10 protein-coding genes, 20 tRNA genes and 1 rRNA gene are annotated in these 14,514 nt (G+C 41.3%); 1 reads left to right on the top strand and 30 read right to left on the bottom strand.

The window, feature by feature from the left end:
* Positions 1-451 precede the first annotated feature (451 nt).
* The 5 genes from NSQ74_RS09460 to NSQ74_RS09440 all read right to left on the bottom strand — a co-directional run bounded on the left by NSQ74_RS09460 (position 452) and on the right by NSQ74_RS09440 (position 6,806).
* Positions 452-1,891: an o-succinylbenzoate--CoA ligase gene (locus NSQ74_RS09460; protein WP_340822900.1), complete on the bottom strand. Its 1,440-nt coding sequence runs from the start codon at positions 1,889-1,891 to the stop codon at positions 452-454.
* A 135-nt stretch (positions 1,892-2,026) separates the two neighbouring features.
* Positions 2,027-2,845, bottom strand: coding sequence for a 1,4-dihydroxy-2-naphthoyl-CoA synthase (gene menB, locus NSQ74_RS09455; protein ID WP_340822899.1), 819 nt, complete (start codon positions 2,843-2,845; stop codon positions 2,027-2,029).
* Positions 2,846-2,906: 61 nt separating this feature from the next.
* Positions 2,907-3,716: a 2-succinyl-6-hydroxy-2,4-cyclohexadiene-1-carboxylate synthase gene (gene menH / locus NSQ74_RS09450; RefSeq protein ID WP_340822898.1), complete on the bottom strand. Its 810-nt coding sequence runs from the start codon at positions 3,714-3,716 to the stop codon at positions 2,907-2,909.
* Positions 3,704-5,428 carry a 2-succinyl-5-enolpyruvyl-6-hydroxy-3-cyclohexene-1-carboxylic-acid synthase gene (gene menD / locus NSQ74_RS09445; protein WP_340822897.1) on the bottom strand — a complete coding sequence of 575 codons (1,725 nt, stop codon included), beginning with the start codon at positions 5,426-5,428 and terminating at the stop codon, positions 3,704-3,706. The genes menH and menD overlap by 13 nt, the downstream gene beginning before the upstream one ends.
* On the bottom strand, positions 5,421-6,806 hold the full coding sequence (locus NSQ74_RS09440; RefSeq protein ID WP_340822896.1) for an isochorismate synthase: 1,386 nt from the start codon (positions 6,804-6,806) through the stop codon (positions 5,421-5,423). The genes menD and NSQ74_RS09440 overlap by 8 nt, the downstream gene beginning before the upstream one ends.
* A gap of 364 nt (positions 6,807-7,170) precedes the next feature.
* Between NSQ74_RS09440 and NSQ74_RS09435 the strand changes: the two genes are divergently transcribed.
* Positions 7,171-8,091, top strand: coding sequence for a 1,4-dihydroxy-2-naphthoate polyprenyltransferase (locus NSQ74_RS09435; RefSeq protein ID WP_340822895.1), 921 nt, complete (start codon positions 7,171-7,173; stop codon positions 8,089-8,091).
* A gap of 315 nt (positions 8,092-8,406) precedes the next feature.
* Here the strand turns inward: NSQ74_RS09435 and NSQ74_RS09430 are convergent, their stop codons facing one another.
* The 25 genes from NSQ74_RS09430 to rrf form a co-directional block, all read right to left on the bottom strand.
* Positions 8,407-9,333 (bottom strand): dipeptidase, encoded by a 927-nt coding sequence (locus NSQ74_RS09430; RefSeq protein ID WP_340822893.1) that lies wholly within the window; start codon positions 9,331-9,333, stop codon positions 8,407-8,409.
* Between the two features lie 64 nt (positions 9,334-9,397).
* Entirely contained in the window at positions 9,398-9,847 is a 450-nt protein-coding gene (locus tag NSQ74_RS09425) for a TraR/DksA C4-type zinc finger protein (RefSeq protein ID WP_340822891.1), read from the bottom strand.
* A 73-nt stretch (positions 9,848-9,920) separates the two neighbouring features.
* The gene (locus NSQ74_RS09420) at positions 9,921-10,682 is read right to left on the bottom strand and encodes a MerR family transcriptional regulator (protein ID WP_340822889.1); all 762 of its coding nucleotides are present in this window, start codon (positions 10,680-10,682) and stop codon (positions 9,921-9,923) included.
* A 181-nt stretch (positions 10,683-10,863) separates the two neighbouring features.
* Positions 10,864-12,075 (bottom strand): diaminopropionate ammonia-lyase, encoded by a 1,212-nt coding sequence (gene dpaL / locus NSQ74_RS09415; protein ID WP_340822888.1) that lies wholly within the window; start codon positions 12,073-12,075, stop codon positions 10,864-10,866.
* Positions 12,076-12,273: 198 nt separating this feature from the next.
* A tRNA-Glu gene (locus NSQ74_RS09410) sits at positions 12,274-12,345 on the bottom strand.
* A gap of 2 nt (positions 12,346-12,347) precedes the next feature.
* A tRNA-Ser gene (locus tag NSQ74_RS09405) sits at positions 12,348-12,438 on the bottom strand.
* A 13-nt stretch (positions 12,439-12,451) separates the two neighbouring features.
* Positions 12,452-12,528: transfer RNA gene (locus NSQ74_RS09400), tRNA-Asn, on the bottom strand.
* Between the two features lie 4 nt (positions 12,529-12,532).
* A tRNA-Ile gene (locus NSQ74_RS09395) sits at positions 12,533-12,609 on the bottom strand.
* Between the two features lie 3 nt (positions 12,610-12,612).
* Positions 12,613-12,686: transfer RNA gene (locus NSQ74_RS09390), tRNA-Gly, on the bottom strand.
* A 5-nt stretch (positions 12,687-12,691) separates the two neighbouring features.
* Positions 12,692-12,767 (bottom strand) — tRNA-Phe (locus NSQ74_RS09385).
* 36 nt (positions 12,768-12,803) lie between these two features.
* Positions 12,804-12,879, bottom strand: a tRNA-Asp gene (locus NSQ74_RS09380).
* Between the two features lie 3 nt (positions 12,880-12,882).
* Positions 12,883-12,957: transfer RNA gene (locus NSQ74_RS09375), tRNA-Met, on the bottom strand.
* A 54-nt stretch (positions 12,958-13,011) separates the two neighbouring features.
* Positions 13,012-13,104, bottom strand: a tRNA-Ser gene (locus tag NSQ74_RS09370).
* A gap of 15 nt (positions 13,105-13,119) precedes the next feature.
* Positions 13,120-13,196 (bottom strand) — tRNA-Ile (locus tag NSQ74_RS09365).
* Between the two features lie 7 nt (positions 13,197-13,203).
* Positions 13,204-13,277, bottom strand: a tRNA-Met gene (locus NSQ74_RS09360).
* A gap of 26 nt (positions 13,278-13,303) precedes the next feature.
* Positions 13,304-13,379: transfer RNA gene (locus NSQ74_RS09355), tRNA-Ala, on the bottom strand.
* 22 nt (positions 13,380-13,401) lie between these two features.
* Positions 13,402-13,478 (bottom strand) — tRNA-Pro (locus NSQ74_RS09350).
* A 9-nt stretch (positions 13,479-13,487) separates the two neighbouring features.
* Positions 13,488-13,564 (bottom strand) — tRNA-Arg (locus NSQ74_RS09345).
* Positions 13,565-13,579: 15 nt separating this feature from the next.
* Positions 13,580-13,668 (bottom strand) — tRNA-Leu (locus NSQ74_RS09340).
* Between the two features lie 5 nt (positions 13,669-13,673).
* Positions 13,674-13,748 (bottom strand) — tRNA-Gly (locus tag NSQ74_RS09335).
* Positions 13,749-13,794: 46 nt separating this feature from the next.
* Positions 13,795-13,879, bottom strand: a tRNA-Leu gene (locus tag NSQ74_RS09330).
* Between the two features lie 22 nt (positions 13,880-13,901).
* Positions 13,902-13,977, bottom strand: a tRNA-Lys gene (locus NSQ74_RS09325).
* A 7-nt stretch (positions 13,978-13,984) separates the two neighbouring features.
* A tRNA-Thr gene (locus tag NSQ74_RS09320) sits at positions 13,985-14,060 on the bottom strand.
* A 3-nt stretch (positions 14,061-14,063) separates the two neighbouring features.
* A tRNA-Val gene (locus NSQ74_RS09315) sits at positions 14,064-14,139 on the bottom strand.
* A 10-nt stretch (positions 14,140-14,149) separates the two neighbouring features.
* Positions 14,150-14,265: ribosomal RNA gene (gene rrf / locus NSQ74_RS09310) — 5S ribosomal RNA — on the bottom strand.
* Positions 14,266-14,514 lie beyond the last annotated feature (249 nt).

The following is a 14,514-nucleotide window of genomic DNA, read 5'->3' as shown; positions in this document are numbered from 1 at the left end:
GCGGGCACGTTGTAAGCCGCAACCGTCGCTTTCGCGTCGTCTGTTGCGTCTTACATTACGTGTGTTCCCGCAGGAGTCTTCGTGGATTTTTACTTGGATATGACACTGCAATGCTATAAGATACGAAATTGTGTGAGTGACTGGCACTATGGTATAGACACCTAATAGAATATAAGCTTCTCAAATCGGAAAAATCCACTTCGCTTTCCGCGGGCACGTTGTAAGCCGCAACCGTCGCTTTCGCGTCGTCTGTTGCGTCTTACATTGCGTGTGTTCCCGCAGGAGTCTTCGTGGATTTTTACTTGGATATGTCACTTGCAATGCTATAAGATTCTAAATTGTGTGAGTGACTGGCACTATGGGAGTCCGTGGATTTTCTGTTCTTACGGTGTTAATTAAATTTGAAATTGCCAGAATTGTTTGGGTGACTGGCACTTTAAATTAATGAAAGTTATTCAGTTGAAAGTAATTCTAATAATTTTCTTCTTAGCAGCTTATTTGCTCCATTACGTGGAAGTTCATCGATAATAATGAATTGTTTTGGGACTTTATATTTAGCTAGTTTATTTTCACAATATTGCTGTAAAATTTCTATAGCTATCTGTTCCTTTAAAACAACAAAAGCTATTGGAACCTGTCCCCATTTCTCATCATCGATGCCACATACCCCCGCTTCCTGAACTGCAGGATGCGCCAATAGAACATTTTCTATCTCAGCTGGATAAATATTTTCACCACCAGAAATAATTAAATCTGCACGACGATCGACAACAAACAAATAACCATCCTCATCCATGTAGCCAATGTCTCCAGTATGAAGCCACCCCTCCTCGGTTGAACTTCTTTCGGCAAAGCGTCCAATGTATCCAGGCGTTACATGTGGGCCTCTAATACAAATTTCACCCTCACCTTGCCCATTTGGTGCTGAAATTTTTATTTGATTAAAAAATAATGGCTTGCCTGCAGAACCTATTTTTTTCATAGCATCTTCACTTGCTAGTGTTGCTGTTTGCGATGAAGTTTCTGTCATACCATATGTTTGTGCTACGGCTAAATGTAGTGCATTCGCCCGTTTTAAATAATCTACTGGCACAGGACCACCACCTGCTAGCATCAATTTAAATCGCGGTGAAGCTACCGCATTGTTTAGCTCAAGTGTATTTAGTATGCGTTCTAATGTAACAGCGACCACTGACATATGTGTAACATTGCCATCCATTATGTTTTGTGCAATAGCATCCACATTAAAATGCTCGTATAGCTGTACTTTATTGCCGTATAACAATGAACGTACTAAAATGGAAAATCCACTTATATGGAATAATGGTACTGCACACAACCAAACATCATCGGCTTGTAAGCCTATGTTGAGAACAGAAGCTGTTGCACTTGCCTGGTGATTGCCAACCGTTTGACGAACCCCCTTTGGAAAGCCTGTCGTCCCAGACGTATACATAATGGATGTTGTTTGATTGAGTGACCATTCTTTTGCAATATCAACAGATTGTTCTGCACCATTTTCTATTGCAGTAAATATATGATAAGACGTATGGGGCGGTAATTTTGCTACATCTTCATCTGCAACTAGCACAACCTCTGCTTGTGAATCTTCTAGTTGATAAGCGATTTCGGCTTGAGAAAGCCTACGATTAAGCATTACCATTTCACATTGCAAATGCATACAAGCATACATCATCACTACAAGTGCAGGCGTACTCGGCCCCATAATAGCGATACGTTGCCCTTGCTTGATATTTATTGCTGATAATTGCCGAGCACGTTTTAAAGATAGCTCATTTAATTGTTGAAACGTCCATGTTTGTCCTTCATATGTGAGAGCGCTACGTAATGGCGTTACATACGCACGCTGCAAAATCCAGTTTGGGTACATTATTTGCTTCCTCCGATCATTTACAATGATAATGGTACCGCTTTTTCCATCATCGGTCTATTCGTCTGTCTCCCCTTTATAAAAATAGAAAAAGCTCGTATCTACATAGAGATACGAGCCTTCCACCATTCCGAATCAAGGGAATCTTGGGAATTGACCGAAGTCTGGTTGACGTTTTTCTTTAAATGCGTCACGACCTTCTTTTGCTTCATCAGTAGTGTAGTAAAGAAGTGTAGCATCGCCTGCCATTTGTTGAAGACCAGCTAAGCCGTCTGTATCAGCATTCATAGCCGCTTTTAGGAAGCGTAGAGCTGTAGGAGACATTTGTAGCATTTCTTCACACCATTGCACAGTTTCGTCTTCCAATTGTGCATAAGGAACAACTGTGTTTACTAAGCCCATATCAAGCGCTTGTTGTGCATCGTATTGACGGCAAAGGTACCAAATTTCACGAGCCTTTTTATGACCGATAATACGTGCAAGATAGCCTGAACCGTAACCAGCATCAAATGAACCAACTTTTGGACCAGTTTGTCCGAAACGAGCATTGTCTGCTGCGATTGTAAGGTCACATACAACATGTAATACGTGTCCTCCACCGATTGCATAACCAGCAACCATCGCTACTACTGGTTTTGGAATAACACGGATTAAACGTTGTAAATCAAGTACGTTTAAGCGTGGAATTTCATCATCTCCTACATAGCCACCATGGCCACGTACCTTTTGGTCACCACCTGAGCAGAAAGCTTGCTCGCCTTCACCTGTTAAAATGATAACACCTACGTTTTTGTCATCGCGGGCACGAGAAAATGCATCAATCATTTCCATGACTGTTTTTGGTCTAAATGCATTGCGCACTTCAGGACGGTTAATCGTTACTTTAGCGATACCGTTATAAAACTCATACTTAATATCTTCGTAAGTATGTAATGTAGTCCATTGACGTGTCATTGAAATACCTCCTAATTAAAATTCGCCTCATAACTAAGATGAGGCGCTAACGTAAAAAACATTACGTTAAATACTCATTTACTATTGTAGCAAATTCAGCTGGATTTTCCACATGAATTGCATGTCCAACGTCATTTACTGTCATATGCTTTCCATTTTTTAATAACGCTTTCATTTCTAATGCAATATTACAAAATTTAACATCTAACGATCCGGTAATTAATAACACAGGTAATTCTAATTGTGTTAAATTGCCCCAATTTGACGGCTGCATGCCAGTTCCAATTCCCCGTAAACTGCCAGCCAAGCCCATCTCACTTTGAGCCAGTCGCTCTGATCGTACAGCTTGTCTTGCATTATTAGATAACCGTTTTTGCGACTCGAATAACGGTATATTTTCCCACGCATGAACGAAGGACTGCACACCATTATTCGTAATTTTCGTTGCTAACGCATCATCACGCTCACAACGCTCAATACGCTCTTTTGATGTTCGCAAACCAGGAGAAGCACTTTCTAACAATAACTTCTCAACACGATGCGGGTAAGCTATCGTATAGGATAATGCTATACGTCCACCCATTGAATAGCCAAGCAATGTAAATGTCTCTAATTGAAATTGACTAAAAATCTCCTCTAAATCACGCAATTGTTCATCCATTGTAAAGCGGCTATCTTGTTCCGGCACAGCTGTTTGACCATGACCGATTAAATCAATTGCTACGATACGCATATGCGGAAGATCCTTCGCCAAATTTCGCCATGTAGCGGTACTTCCAGTAAAGCCATGCAGGGCAACAATTGTTTGCCCTGCTGCTTCATTCCAAATATCTACATGTGTCTCAAGACCACGAATTATTAGCTTTGCCATGCTTTTAACCCTGCATTAATACGATTCCAAAGAGCGCGATGTGCATAAACGTTTTCTTCACGATCTGTAAAAATTTCGATTAATCGTAATGGACCTTTTTTCACCATATTAAACTTAGGTACTAATTGTGCAATATCCTCGATGCAGATGTAGTCCATATCATACATGCGAGCAATTTCTTGAAATTCGAGCGCAGTCGGTGTACCAAATAGATTCTCATAATGAGCATCTACAGTGGATTGTGGTAAATAAGAGAAAATACCACCGCCATCGTTATTCATCACAATAATTGTGATATTACATGCTTGATAGCGTGAAGCAATTAGACCATTCACATCATGTAAAAAGGCTAAATCTCCAATCAGCAAATACGTTTCACGGTTATTTCCTTGACTTAAACCTATCGCAGTTGATACAACACCATCAATACCATTAGCCCCACGGTTTGCAAAAACACGAATATCTTTTGATGTTGTCATTAAAAATGTATCGATATCACGAATTGGCATACTACTGCTGACGAATACATCACTTCCATTTGGAATTAATTCAAGTAAGCGACTTACCATTGCTCCCTCGTCAATTGCTCCTTCTGCATAGTGCTCAATATATTCAAGTGCGATGTCATTGGCATCTTGCCATTCCGCTAAGTATGCCGCTTCTAGCGCTGTTTCAGAAAGATCTAATTGGACAAGCCATTCGCCAATGCTCGCATGTAGGAAATGTGTTGATACCCCTGTAGAATCACGGAACATCGGGTCTTCATCAACAACAATATAAGCTTGTGGCTGTGTTTTTGTAATAAATTGCATAATAAACTTCGATACAGGCTGAGCTCCTAGGCGAAGAACTGTTTCAGGTTCGACAAGCGCTTTAAAGTCATCATTTTTCATAATTGCATCATATGTAGTAATCACATATGGTAGACAATCATTTGGTACGGAAGTACGCATATTTGATAGACTCTCAACAATAATTGGCCATTTTAATTGGCGCACAAACTCCCACATAACAGTTAAATCTGTTCCTAGCGGTAGCTCACCAACAATAACAAATCCTTTTTTCGTTTGTCGTAATATAGATGCAAGTTCTAGCTGAGTATCCTTTGATGGTGTTAACTGTCCAATATTACTTTGCTTAAACGTAACATCTGGAAGCTCATCACGAAAATCAATGAGCAACGGTTCACGGAACGGTACATTAATATGCACTGGACCAAAAGGTGCACTAGTTGCAATAGCTAATGCACGTGCGATATGACGCTCGATAAACGGCAATGTCGGTGCAGCACCATCCGCAAGCGGAAAATCAACACTCCACTTTACATGTGCCCCATATAAATTTGTCTGATTAATAGCCTGTGGTGCTCCTACCTCACGTAATTCATGTGGTCGATCGGCTGTTATGACAATTAAAGGTACTCGCGCATAACTTGCTTCTACAATAGCAGGATAATAGTTTGCAGCAGCAGTGCCTGATGTACATAACAACACGACTGGCTTAGCAGTAGACTTAGCAATCCCTAGCGCAAAAAATGCAGCCGCTCGTTCATCTACTTGTCGGTACATTGTCAGTTGCTTTGTTGAGGCAAAAGCATAGGCTAATGGTGTCGAACGTGATCCTGGGCTTACAACAACATGTTGGACACCTGCATGCACTAGTGATGCAACCATTTTATAAACATAATCAGTCAATATTTTCCGTTCACTCATGTACTTGTCCTCCTAACGCTCGAAGCATCGGACGGAATTTCACTAATGTTTCCTCATACTCAGATTGTGGCTCTGAATCAGCTACAATACCGCCACCTGCATATAAATAAGCTTTATCTTTTATTAAAGCTGCTGAACGAATCGCAACAGCGAATTCCCCATTCCCCTCTGCATCTAACCAACCAATTGGTGCAGCATAAAGCCCGCGATTCATCGGCTCGTATTTACGTATAGCGGTCATTGCCTCTTTTCTTGGCACACCGCCTAAAGCTGGCGTTGGATGCAAATGCTTCGTTAACTGTAAAATGGTTGCCTCGTTATTAAGCTGACCTTCAACTGGTGTATATAAATGTTGAATATCTCTAATTTTTAATAAGCGTGGTCCATCTGGTATTTTCATCGCAACACAGTTTTTACGGAACGTATCCGCAATCATATCGACTACATATTGATGTTCGCCACCATTTTTCGGATCATTTAATAAGCTTTGTCCATATGCGTTATCTTCCTCAGCTGTTTTACCTCGTTGAATTGACCCTGCAACGCATGATGAGTAGGCAAGACCATTTTCCACTTTTACAAGTCGCTCTGGAGATGCTCCAAAAAATAATAAATCTTTCCACTCTAGCCCAAACAAATAACTTTCAGGCTGTTCGTGAATAATTTGAGCTAATACTTGAGGTGAAGTTACTTGTTCCTTAAATTGCAGTGCAAGTGATCGTGCTATTACGACTTTATCTGCTTGCTTTGCCTTAATCAGTGCTGTTACCTGGTCAATTGACGCTAAATATGGTTCCTTATAGGGCTCGAAATAATCATTTATTTCAGGCTTCGCATACATTTTCACTTCTTTTACTTGTGCAGCATGGATTAAATGATCTCGCTCTTTACGCAACGCTTCAAATTGTTCATCTGCCTGCGTCGCTTTTGCGATAAGGTTTATACTTACATAGGCTTTGTCATCACGTAATACGAGCTGATACGTTGCCAAGGCAAAATAAGCCTCTGGAAAGTCTGTCCACTCACCATTCACACTATTTTGAGGATCAAATGTAAAACCACCAAACAAAATTGGTTGTAGTTCAGCCTGACCTTTTACGCAATTTTTCGTTAAGCTTTTCCATTCTGCCTCTACAGCATCAAAGCGGTCACTTTTTGCGTTATTTTGAATTGTATGGGCATGTCCTAGCCCAACTAATGTCATTGTTTTTTCTCTATTTTGCCAATAAAATCGTTCACCTTTATAACGCTCCTCGCCCGCTGCATAAAATGCAAGAGCCGATAAGCGACTTACTTCGATTGTTTCCATATAAAAATGAAGGTTTTGGCCCAAAGAGTCCACTTCTACTTCTGTGGCTTGGTACCACTTCTGTTGCATGAAAATTACCTCCGTTATTGCAATGTACATAATCAATTATGTTTTCGCGTCATAGTACGTGTTGCTATAAATTCCACGTACATAACATCATACGTCTGTCGCTTCGATTTCACACACAAAAACATCTGTGACATCCGTCTTTAGCATTACTTATTGCGCTAAAATAGCCATCCTATTTGTTTGACGGCTTTAGTCTTTCTACTGCTACGATTAGCTTAATTTATATTCCCATCTCTCAAATGCATGTACTATTGTATCATTTTTTTAAACATAACTGTATGTAATAAGCTGTGAACCTATCCATTTTCTCTTTCTTCGTATAAAATAAGAAGAGTCTACAATAGTTGAAGGAGAGAAAGACCTTATGACCAAAGTCATTGAAGCTGATAGGGGTTTTAAAGTTTGGTGGCATTTAACGCGCCCACATACTTTAACCGCTTCATTCGTTCCAGTATTTTTAGGAACAGCGATTGCTCTTGCAATTGAAAAAGAAACAATTAATTTTGGACTATTTTTTGCTATGCTGATTGCTAGTATGCTAATTCAAGCAGCAACTAATATGTTCAACGAATATTATGATTACAAGCTAGGATTAGATAATGAACATTCTGTCGGCATTGGCGGCACGATTGTCCGTCACGGTGTGCAGCCGAAAACAATTATGATGATTGCTTTAAGCTTTTATGCACTAGCCATGCTTCTTGGCATTTATATTTGTGCCTCAACTTCTTGGTGGCTTGTTGCAGTTGGACTAGTTTGTATGCTGATTGGTTTTCTATATACAGGAGGACCATATCCTATCGCATATTCACCATTTGGAGAGCTTGTTTCAGGGGCAGTCATGGGTATGGGTATTGTCTTAATCGCCTTTTATATTCAAACACTTACTGTAACATTAGATGCGGTTTTACTTTCTATTCCGAGTATGATTTTAGTTGGTGGCATTATGCTATCTAATAATATTCGTGATATCGTTGGGGATACAGAAGGTGGACGTAAAACGCTTGCCATCTTAGTAGGCCGTGACCGTGCTATTTCTGTATTATCTGGCTTTTTCATCGTTTCGTACCTATGGGTCATTGCATTAGTAGCAATTGATGGTATTACTTTTTGGGCGCTTATTATTTTCCTAAGTATACCGAAGCCGCTACGTGCTATCCAAATTTTCCGCGATAAAAAAGAAGCCAAGGAAGTAATGCCAGCGATGAAATATACAGCGCAAACAAATACATTCTTCGGTTTCCTATTAGGAATCGGATTGTTAGTGAATTATTTCTTTTATTAATATGCACAAATAGTGACGACTGCAGTTGATTTCCGCTGCGTGCGGACGCTTTCCGCGGGCACACACGTAAGCCGCAACCCTCGCTACGCGCGGTTTGTTGCGTCTTACGTTCTGTGCGTTCCCGCAGGAGTCGCCGCCCTCCGCTCCAATCAACTAAATAAAGTGATTATGCGGAACATGGAAAATGTAGAAGATGCTACGCTTGAAGAGTATATTCACTTTGTTAGCAAAATGCCATTTCCAAATAATAAAAATGACAAAAGGCATCAAGAGCGAAATTCTTGTTCCTTTTGTCAAAACTCTAAAGCAACAACCTTATTTGGTTGCTGCTTTTTTTATATATTGTCTAAAGTTATTGTGCGCGATCCCAAGAACTTCTTCATCTGTAAAATGCTCTCGTAAACGCTCTAATAAATTTTGAGCCTCACCTGCGTGAGCGAGCCCTTTAACGGTAACATCTATTCCGTCAAAATCAGAACCTACTCCGAGATGCTCAACCCCAACGATACTTGCCAGATGCTTCACATGCGCAATTAAATCATCCATTGTTGCATTGTCCCCAATAAAATGCGGGAAGTAGACTAAATGAATATGACCTCCATGCTCTACAAGTGCCTTTGCCTGTTGATCTGTTAAATTACGTGGGTGGTCGCAAATCGCACGTGCATTGCTATGGCTTGCAACAAGATGCTTTGCCAATGGCAGCAAATCCCAGAATCCTTGCTCGTTTAAATGGGATACATCGATAATTATATCCCGCTCATTTAGCATATTGATAACCTCTCTGCCGAAAGGTTTTAACCCAAGACTAGCATCCTGCTCAGCGCCATAGGCTACACCATTCTCTTCATTCCATGTGAGACCTACCAACATTACACCAGCATCCAAAATTGCCGACAGCTTTGTAATATCCTCACCAATTGCACTACAGCCTTCTAAACTTAAAATAGCACCAATTTCATGAGGCGCTAAAGTATTTAGTTGTGACCATTCCGTAATATGCACCATGCCTTCAGTTTGTAACACTTGTGTATGGAATGCTTCAATTTGACGCATTACCTCTAAAAATTGCATATTTTGTGGTGTCTTAGGGTCGATAAAAATAGCGAATACCTGCGCCTTTACTTGCCCTAATTGTAATCTTTCTTTACTTGCGTGTAATCGCACATCATCCGCAAATTTTGGCGCTTCTAGCGTCGTTAACTTTAATAATACATCACAATGTAAATCAATTATTTCCATGTTATCACCCCATACAGTTATTATACTGGTCAAGGGAATAATTAGGAAGAAATCCTCGTATTTTTTACATTTTATCTGATGGCGTATCTGACGAGCCAAATTCCTCAAGCTCTTCGAAATCATCTGATTTTGGTAATGCTGATAGTACCTCTTCTTCTACTGGTCGTATTTGATCTTCTCGTTGCTCCGCATGCTCTACACATGTCAATGCATGTGGCATCGCTTCTAAGCGACCTAGCGGAATTTCTTCACCACATTCTGCACACTTACCATATGTTCCATCTTCAATAGCTTGCAGGGCATTTTTGATCTCCTCCGCATGGTCACTACGATGCTCATCAATAGCCATTTCTGTAAGCTGATCAGTTAAATCACTCGCATTATCAGCTGGATGATTATCATAATTGGAGAGCTCTGTTGCCTGTGGTCGCTCTGATTCCTCTAGCTGCTGCTCTATTTCCTGTAATTCCTGCTCTAATTGTTTTTTAAACTTTTCTATCATTTGTTGTTCCATGAAAATCTCCTCCTCATACATTCATTTTTTCCTAAATACTTATTTCTAAAACATCAGTATGAGAAGGATTCCTTTAGTTTTGTGTATATTCTCTAATTACATCATGCAGAAATTGAGTGGCACCAACAGATACATGATTATCGTAATAAGCTGTAAAGCGGTCATCTGCTACATACATTTGTGCTAAACCAGCATGTGCTTCCTTTGTATATTGCGGCCACGAAAAGCTCAACCAGCGTTTATGAAGCTCTGCAACTTCCATTGAAACATCATTTTTCGCATCTCCTATTGCCATCGCCTCTTTTAATCGTTCAAATAATTGCTGTTCTAATTGTTGCATTGCATTATACTGCTCCTCAGTTAAATTTCTAAACTTTGCATTCGATGCATCAACAGTTTCTTGACCATAGTTTGCACGTATTTCTTTACCATATTGCTTTTCATTTTCCTCAATTAGCTGCTCTTTAAAGCCATTAAATTTCTCTTCGTTCGTCATTGGACGTTCCTCCTCAATCGATTGAATTGTTTGTTCTACAGTTTTTAATAATTGATCTAGCTGCTTTTTTCGTTGTAGTAAAGCATCTCGATGTGTTTTTAATGCAGCAGTATGTTGAAAATCAGGTGCGTGAATAATGTTGTGAATCGTCACTAGTTTCATATCTAGTGCTCTATAAAATAAAATTTGCTGAAGTATATCGACTTCATGTTGACCATAAAAGCGATAACCCGCCTCGTTTGTTCTTGCTGGTTTTAGCAAATCGATTTCATCATAGTAGCGTAACGTTCTCGTACTGACCCCAGACAATTTGGCAAGTTGTTGAATTGTATATTCCATTGCTCTCACCTCCATATTCATACTGTAAACCTTTACGCAGCGTTAAGGTCAAGGGCTATTTACATTATTCTCTCCTAAAGGAAAAATAAAAAGAGCAGTGTCTACTTTACTAACAGACATAGCTCTTAAAAGTCGCTTATACTATTTGGTACAGAAATATCCTAGAGATGTTCACTCATTACTATTTTGCATACTTACCATGCCACACAATATTACGGTAGTTTTCCACGTCCGTGTCTCCCTCTGTATTAACAAATAGTATATTTGATTGTGCATTTAGCTGTAATGCCGCCTTTAATTCTGCATAATCCTCATTGGTCATTAATTCATAAAAACATCCGAATGGTGCAGCACCTGATTCGCCTGCAATAATGCGTTGATCCGAAGCAAGTGGGTTAGCTAGTACACGCATGCCCGTTGCAGCTACATTTTCATCACAGCAAATACTAACTTTCGTATACGCTTTTAAAATATCCCAAGCTATGGGATTTGGCTCCCCACATGCTAAGCCAGCCATAATCGTTTGCATTTCTCCACCGACAGTAACAAAATGCTCCGTTCCCTGTTTAAAACTTTCGTAGAAGCAATTTGCTGCATCAGGCTCTACTAAAACAACTGTTACTTGCTGACCATAAAAATGTTGTAGAAAAGCAACGACTGCTCCCGCAAAGGAACCTACCCCTGCCTGTAAAAATACATGGGTTGGTGCTTCTTCTAATTGATCGACGGCTTCCTTCGCTAAAGTTGTATAGCCTTGCATAATCCATAAAGGGATTTCTTCATAGCCTTCCCACATCGTATCCTGTATGATTACCCAGCCATTTTCCTCTGCCAGCTGTGACGTATAGCGTACGGTATCATCATAATTCATCGTCGTGATTTCCGCATAGGCCCCTTCGTTTTTAATATTTTGCAAACGCTCTTCTGCACTGCCAGCTGGCATATAAATCCGTGCTTTACATCCTAGTTCTCTTGCAGCCCATGCAACCCCCCGTCCATGATTGCCATCTGTCGTTGAAATAAATGTTAAATCGCCTAGTTGTTCTTTTACTTCAGGCGACTTTAATTGTTCGAATGACAGTTCATCAATATGTTGACCTAGCAATTTCGCAACATACTGTCCAATTGCATAAATACCACCTAAAACTTTAAATGCATTTAAGCCAAATCGAAATGACTCATCTTTCATAAATATTTTATTGACCCCTATATGGGATGCTAAAAAATCTAAACTACGTAAAGGTGTCTTTTCGAAACCATCATATGTACGATGAAACTGTTCCACACGATTAACCTGTCTCACTGTGAAATTTTGTAGTACAGGTTCTACTCGTTCTATGTTTTCCTGTAACTGATATTGCCGATTGTACACCCATCTCAATTTATGGCTCATCCTAATCCCCCTCTATTTATCGTTCATTACTATATTACCTGAAAATTCAATTAAAAAGAATAATAGTATGCGCAACAGTAGATGATATTATGTATAAATCGTAAGTACTGAAATCTCACTTATATTTAGCTCTCAAACTTTCACTCTAGCAAAAAAAAACGCAGCAAATGTGATGTTCACATTTACTGCGTTTTAGTATGACCCCTACGGGATTCGAACCCGTGTTACCGCCGTGAAAGGGCGGTGTCTTAACCGCTTGACCAAGGGGCCAATGGCGGAGAAGGAGGGATTTGAACCCTCGCGCCGGTTACCCGACCTACACCCTTAGCAGGGGCGCCTCTTCAGCCTCTTGAGTACTTCCCCACAAATAAAAAAATGGCTCCGAAGGCAGGACTCGAACCTGCGACAACCTGATTAACAGTCAGGTGCTACTACCAACTGAGCTACTTCGGAATAATGGTGGGCCTAAATGGACTCGAACCATCGACCTCACGCTTATCAGGCGTGCGCTCTAACCAGCTGAGCTATAGGCCCATTTGGAGCGGGTGATGAGAATCGAACTCACGACATCAGCTTGGAAGGCTGAGGTTTTACCATTAAACTACACCCGCGTATATGGTGGGTCAGGACGGAATCGAACCGCCGACACTTAGAGCTTCAATCTAATGCTCTACCAACTGAGCTACTGACCCATATACTTCTTACTAAGCTATCAACTTATTTAAAAATGGCGGTCCCGACCGGGATCGAACCGGCGATCTCCTGCGTGACAGGCAGGCATGTTAACCGCTACACCACGGGACCATTTGGTTGCGGGGGCCGGATTTGAACCAACGACCTTCGGGTTATGAGCCCGACGAGCTACCACTGCTCCACCCCGCGAAAATAATATTCATTTATATCGAGTTGTTAGCACACCATTTACAAAATAAAAACTGGAGGAGGTAGAGGGATTCGAACCCCCGCGCGGTGTTACCCGCCTGTCGGTTTTCAAGACCGATCCCTTCAGCCGAACTTGGGTATACCTCCGTAACATTATATAAATGGTGGACCTTGCAGGACTCGAACCTGCGACCGGACGGTTATGAGCCGTCTGCTCTAACCAACTGAGCTAAAGGTCCTTTAAGATGGCGGCGGAGGGAGTCGAACCCACGACCTTTCGGGTATGAACCGAATGCTCTAGCCAGCTGAGCTACACCGCCAGGATCTTTATACTGGTTATAAATTATGGTGGAGCCTAGCGGGATCGAACCGCTGACCTCCTGCGTGCAAGGCAGGCGCTCTCCCAGCTGAGCTAAGGCCCCATAAATTCATGTTACTAGGAAATGGTCGGGAAGACAGGATTCGAACCTGCGACCCCTTGGTCCCAAACCAAGTGCTCTACCAAGCTGAGCTACTTCCCGTTCATTTATTGGCGCGCCCGGCAGGAGTCGAACCCACAACCTTCTGATCCGTAGTCAGACGCTCTATCCAATTGAGCTACGGGCGCTTAATATTTTAAAAATGGTGCCGAGGGCCGGAATCGAACCGGCACGGTAGTCACCTACCGCAGGATTTTAAGTCCTGTGCGTCTGCCAGTTCCGCCACCCCGGCACATTTGGAGCGGAAGACGAGGTTCGAACTCGCGACCCCCACCTTGGCAAGGTGGTGTTCTACCACTGAACTACTTCCGCATGTGCATAAGATTATTTATCCTGGCAATTATGAAATTAAAATAAATGGTGCGGGTGAAGGGAGTCGAACCCCCACGCCTCGCGGCGCTAGATCCTAAGTCTAGTGCGTCTGCCAATTCCGCCACACCCGCATATTATTGTTGGCAATTTAAATGGTGAGCCATGAAGGACTCGAACCTTCGACCCTCTGATTAAAAGTCAGATGCTCTACCAACTGAGCTAATGGCTCAAAAAAATGGTGCCGGCTATAGGAATCGAACCCACGACCTACTGATTACAAGTCAGTTGCTCTACCTGCTGAGCTAAACCGGCATATGGTGGAGGATGACGGGCTCGAACCGCCGACCCTCTGCTTGTAAGGCAGATGCTCTCCCAGCTGAGCTAATCCTCCTGGGTATTATGCCTAGCGACGTCCTACTCTCACAGGGGGAAGCCCCCAACTACCATCGGCGCTAAAGAGCTTAACTTCCGTGTTCGGTATGGGAACGGGTGTGACCTCTTTGCCATCATCACTAGACTATTTTCGGTTTCCAATTTATAACGTATCTTGAAATCCTTATGTATTTCGTTTTGAAGTTGTTTACCTGTCCTTCAAGACAAGAATTATTGTATAACGTTTATCAACATAATGCAACCCTTTTTTATAAAAAAAAGAAATTACTACTTTTTGAAGATATTTTTGTTATGTGAGAGAAATAATCGCTCTGCTAATCATTATAGCAATTGTTTTTTCAAAAGAAAACATTTTATTACATAAAAATTAAAA

The sequence above is a fragment of the Lysinibacillus sp. FSL W8-0992 genome (genome assembly GCF_038008685.1).
In the GTDB taxonomy this organism is placed as follows: domain Bacteria; phylum Bacillota; class Bacilli; order Bacillales_A; family Planococcaceae; genus Lysinibacillus.
This window is presented reverse-complemented; position numbering and strand designations above follow the sequence as displayed.

Excerpts from the sequence above, each read along its gene's own strand:
- menB (WP_340822899.1), bottom strand. The coding sequence starts at position 2,845 with ATGACACGTCAATGGACTACATTACATACTTACGAAGATATTAAGTAT.
- NSQ74_RS09460 (WP_340822900.1), bottom strand. The coding sequence starts at position 1,891 with ATGTACCCAAACTGGATTTTGCAGCGTGCGTATGTAACGCCATTACGT.
- menH (WP_340822898.1), bottom strand. The coding sequence starts at position 3,716 with ATGGCAAAGCTAATAATTCGTGGTCTTGAGACACATGTAGATATTTGG.
- menD (WP_340822897.1), bottom strand. The coding sequence starts at position 5,428 with ATGAGTGAACGGAAAATATTGACTGATTATGTTTATAAAATGGTTGCA.
- NSQ74_RS09430 (WP_340822893.1), bottom strand. The coding sequence starts at position 9,333 with ATGGAAATAATTGATTTACATTGTGATGTATTATTAAAGTTAACGACG.
- dpaL (WP_340822888.1), bottom strand. The coding sequence starts at position 12,075 with ATGAGCCATAAATTGAGATGGGTGTACAATCGGCAATATCAGTTACAG.
- NSQ74_RS09420 (WP_340822889.1), bottom strand. The coding sequence starts at position 10,682 with ATGGAATATACAATTCAACAACTTGCCAAATTGTCTGGGGTCAGTACG.
- NSQ74_RS09435 (WP_340822895.1), top strand. The coding sequence starts at position 7,171 with ATGACCAAAGTCATTGAAGCTGATAGGGGTTTTAAAGTTTGGTGGCAT.
- NSQ74_RS09425 (WP_340822891.1), bottom strand. The coding sequence starts at position 9,847 with ATGGAACAACAAATGATAGAAAAGTTTAAAAAACAATTAGAGCAGGAA.
- NSQ74_RS09440 (WP_340822896.1), bottom strand. The coding sequence starts at position 6,806 with ATGCAACAGAAGTGGTACCAAGCCACAGAAGTAGAAGTGGACTCTTTG.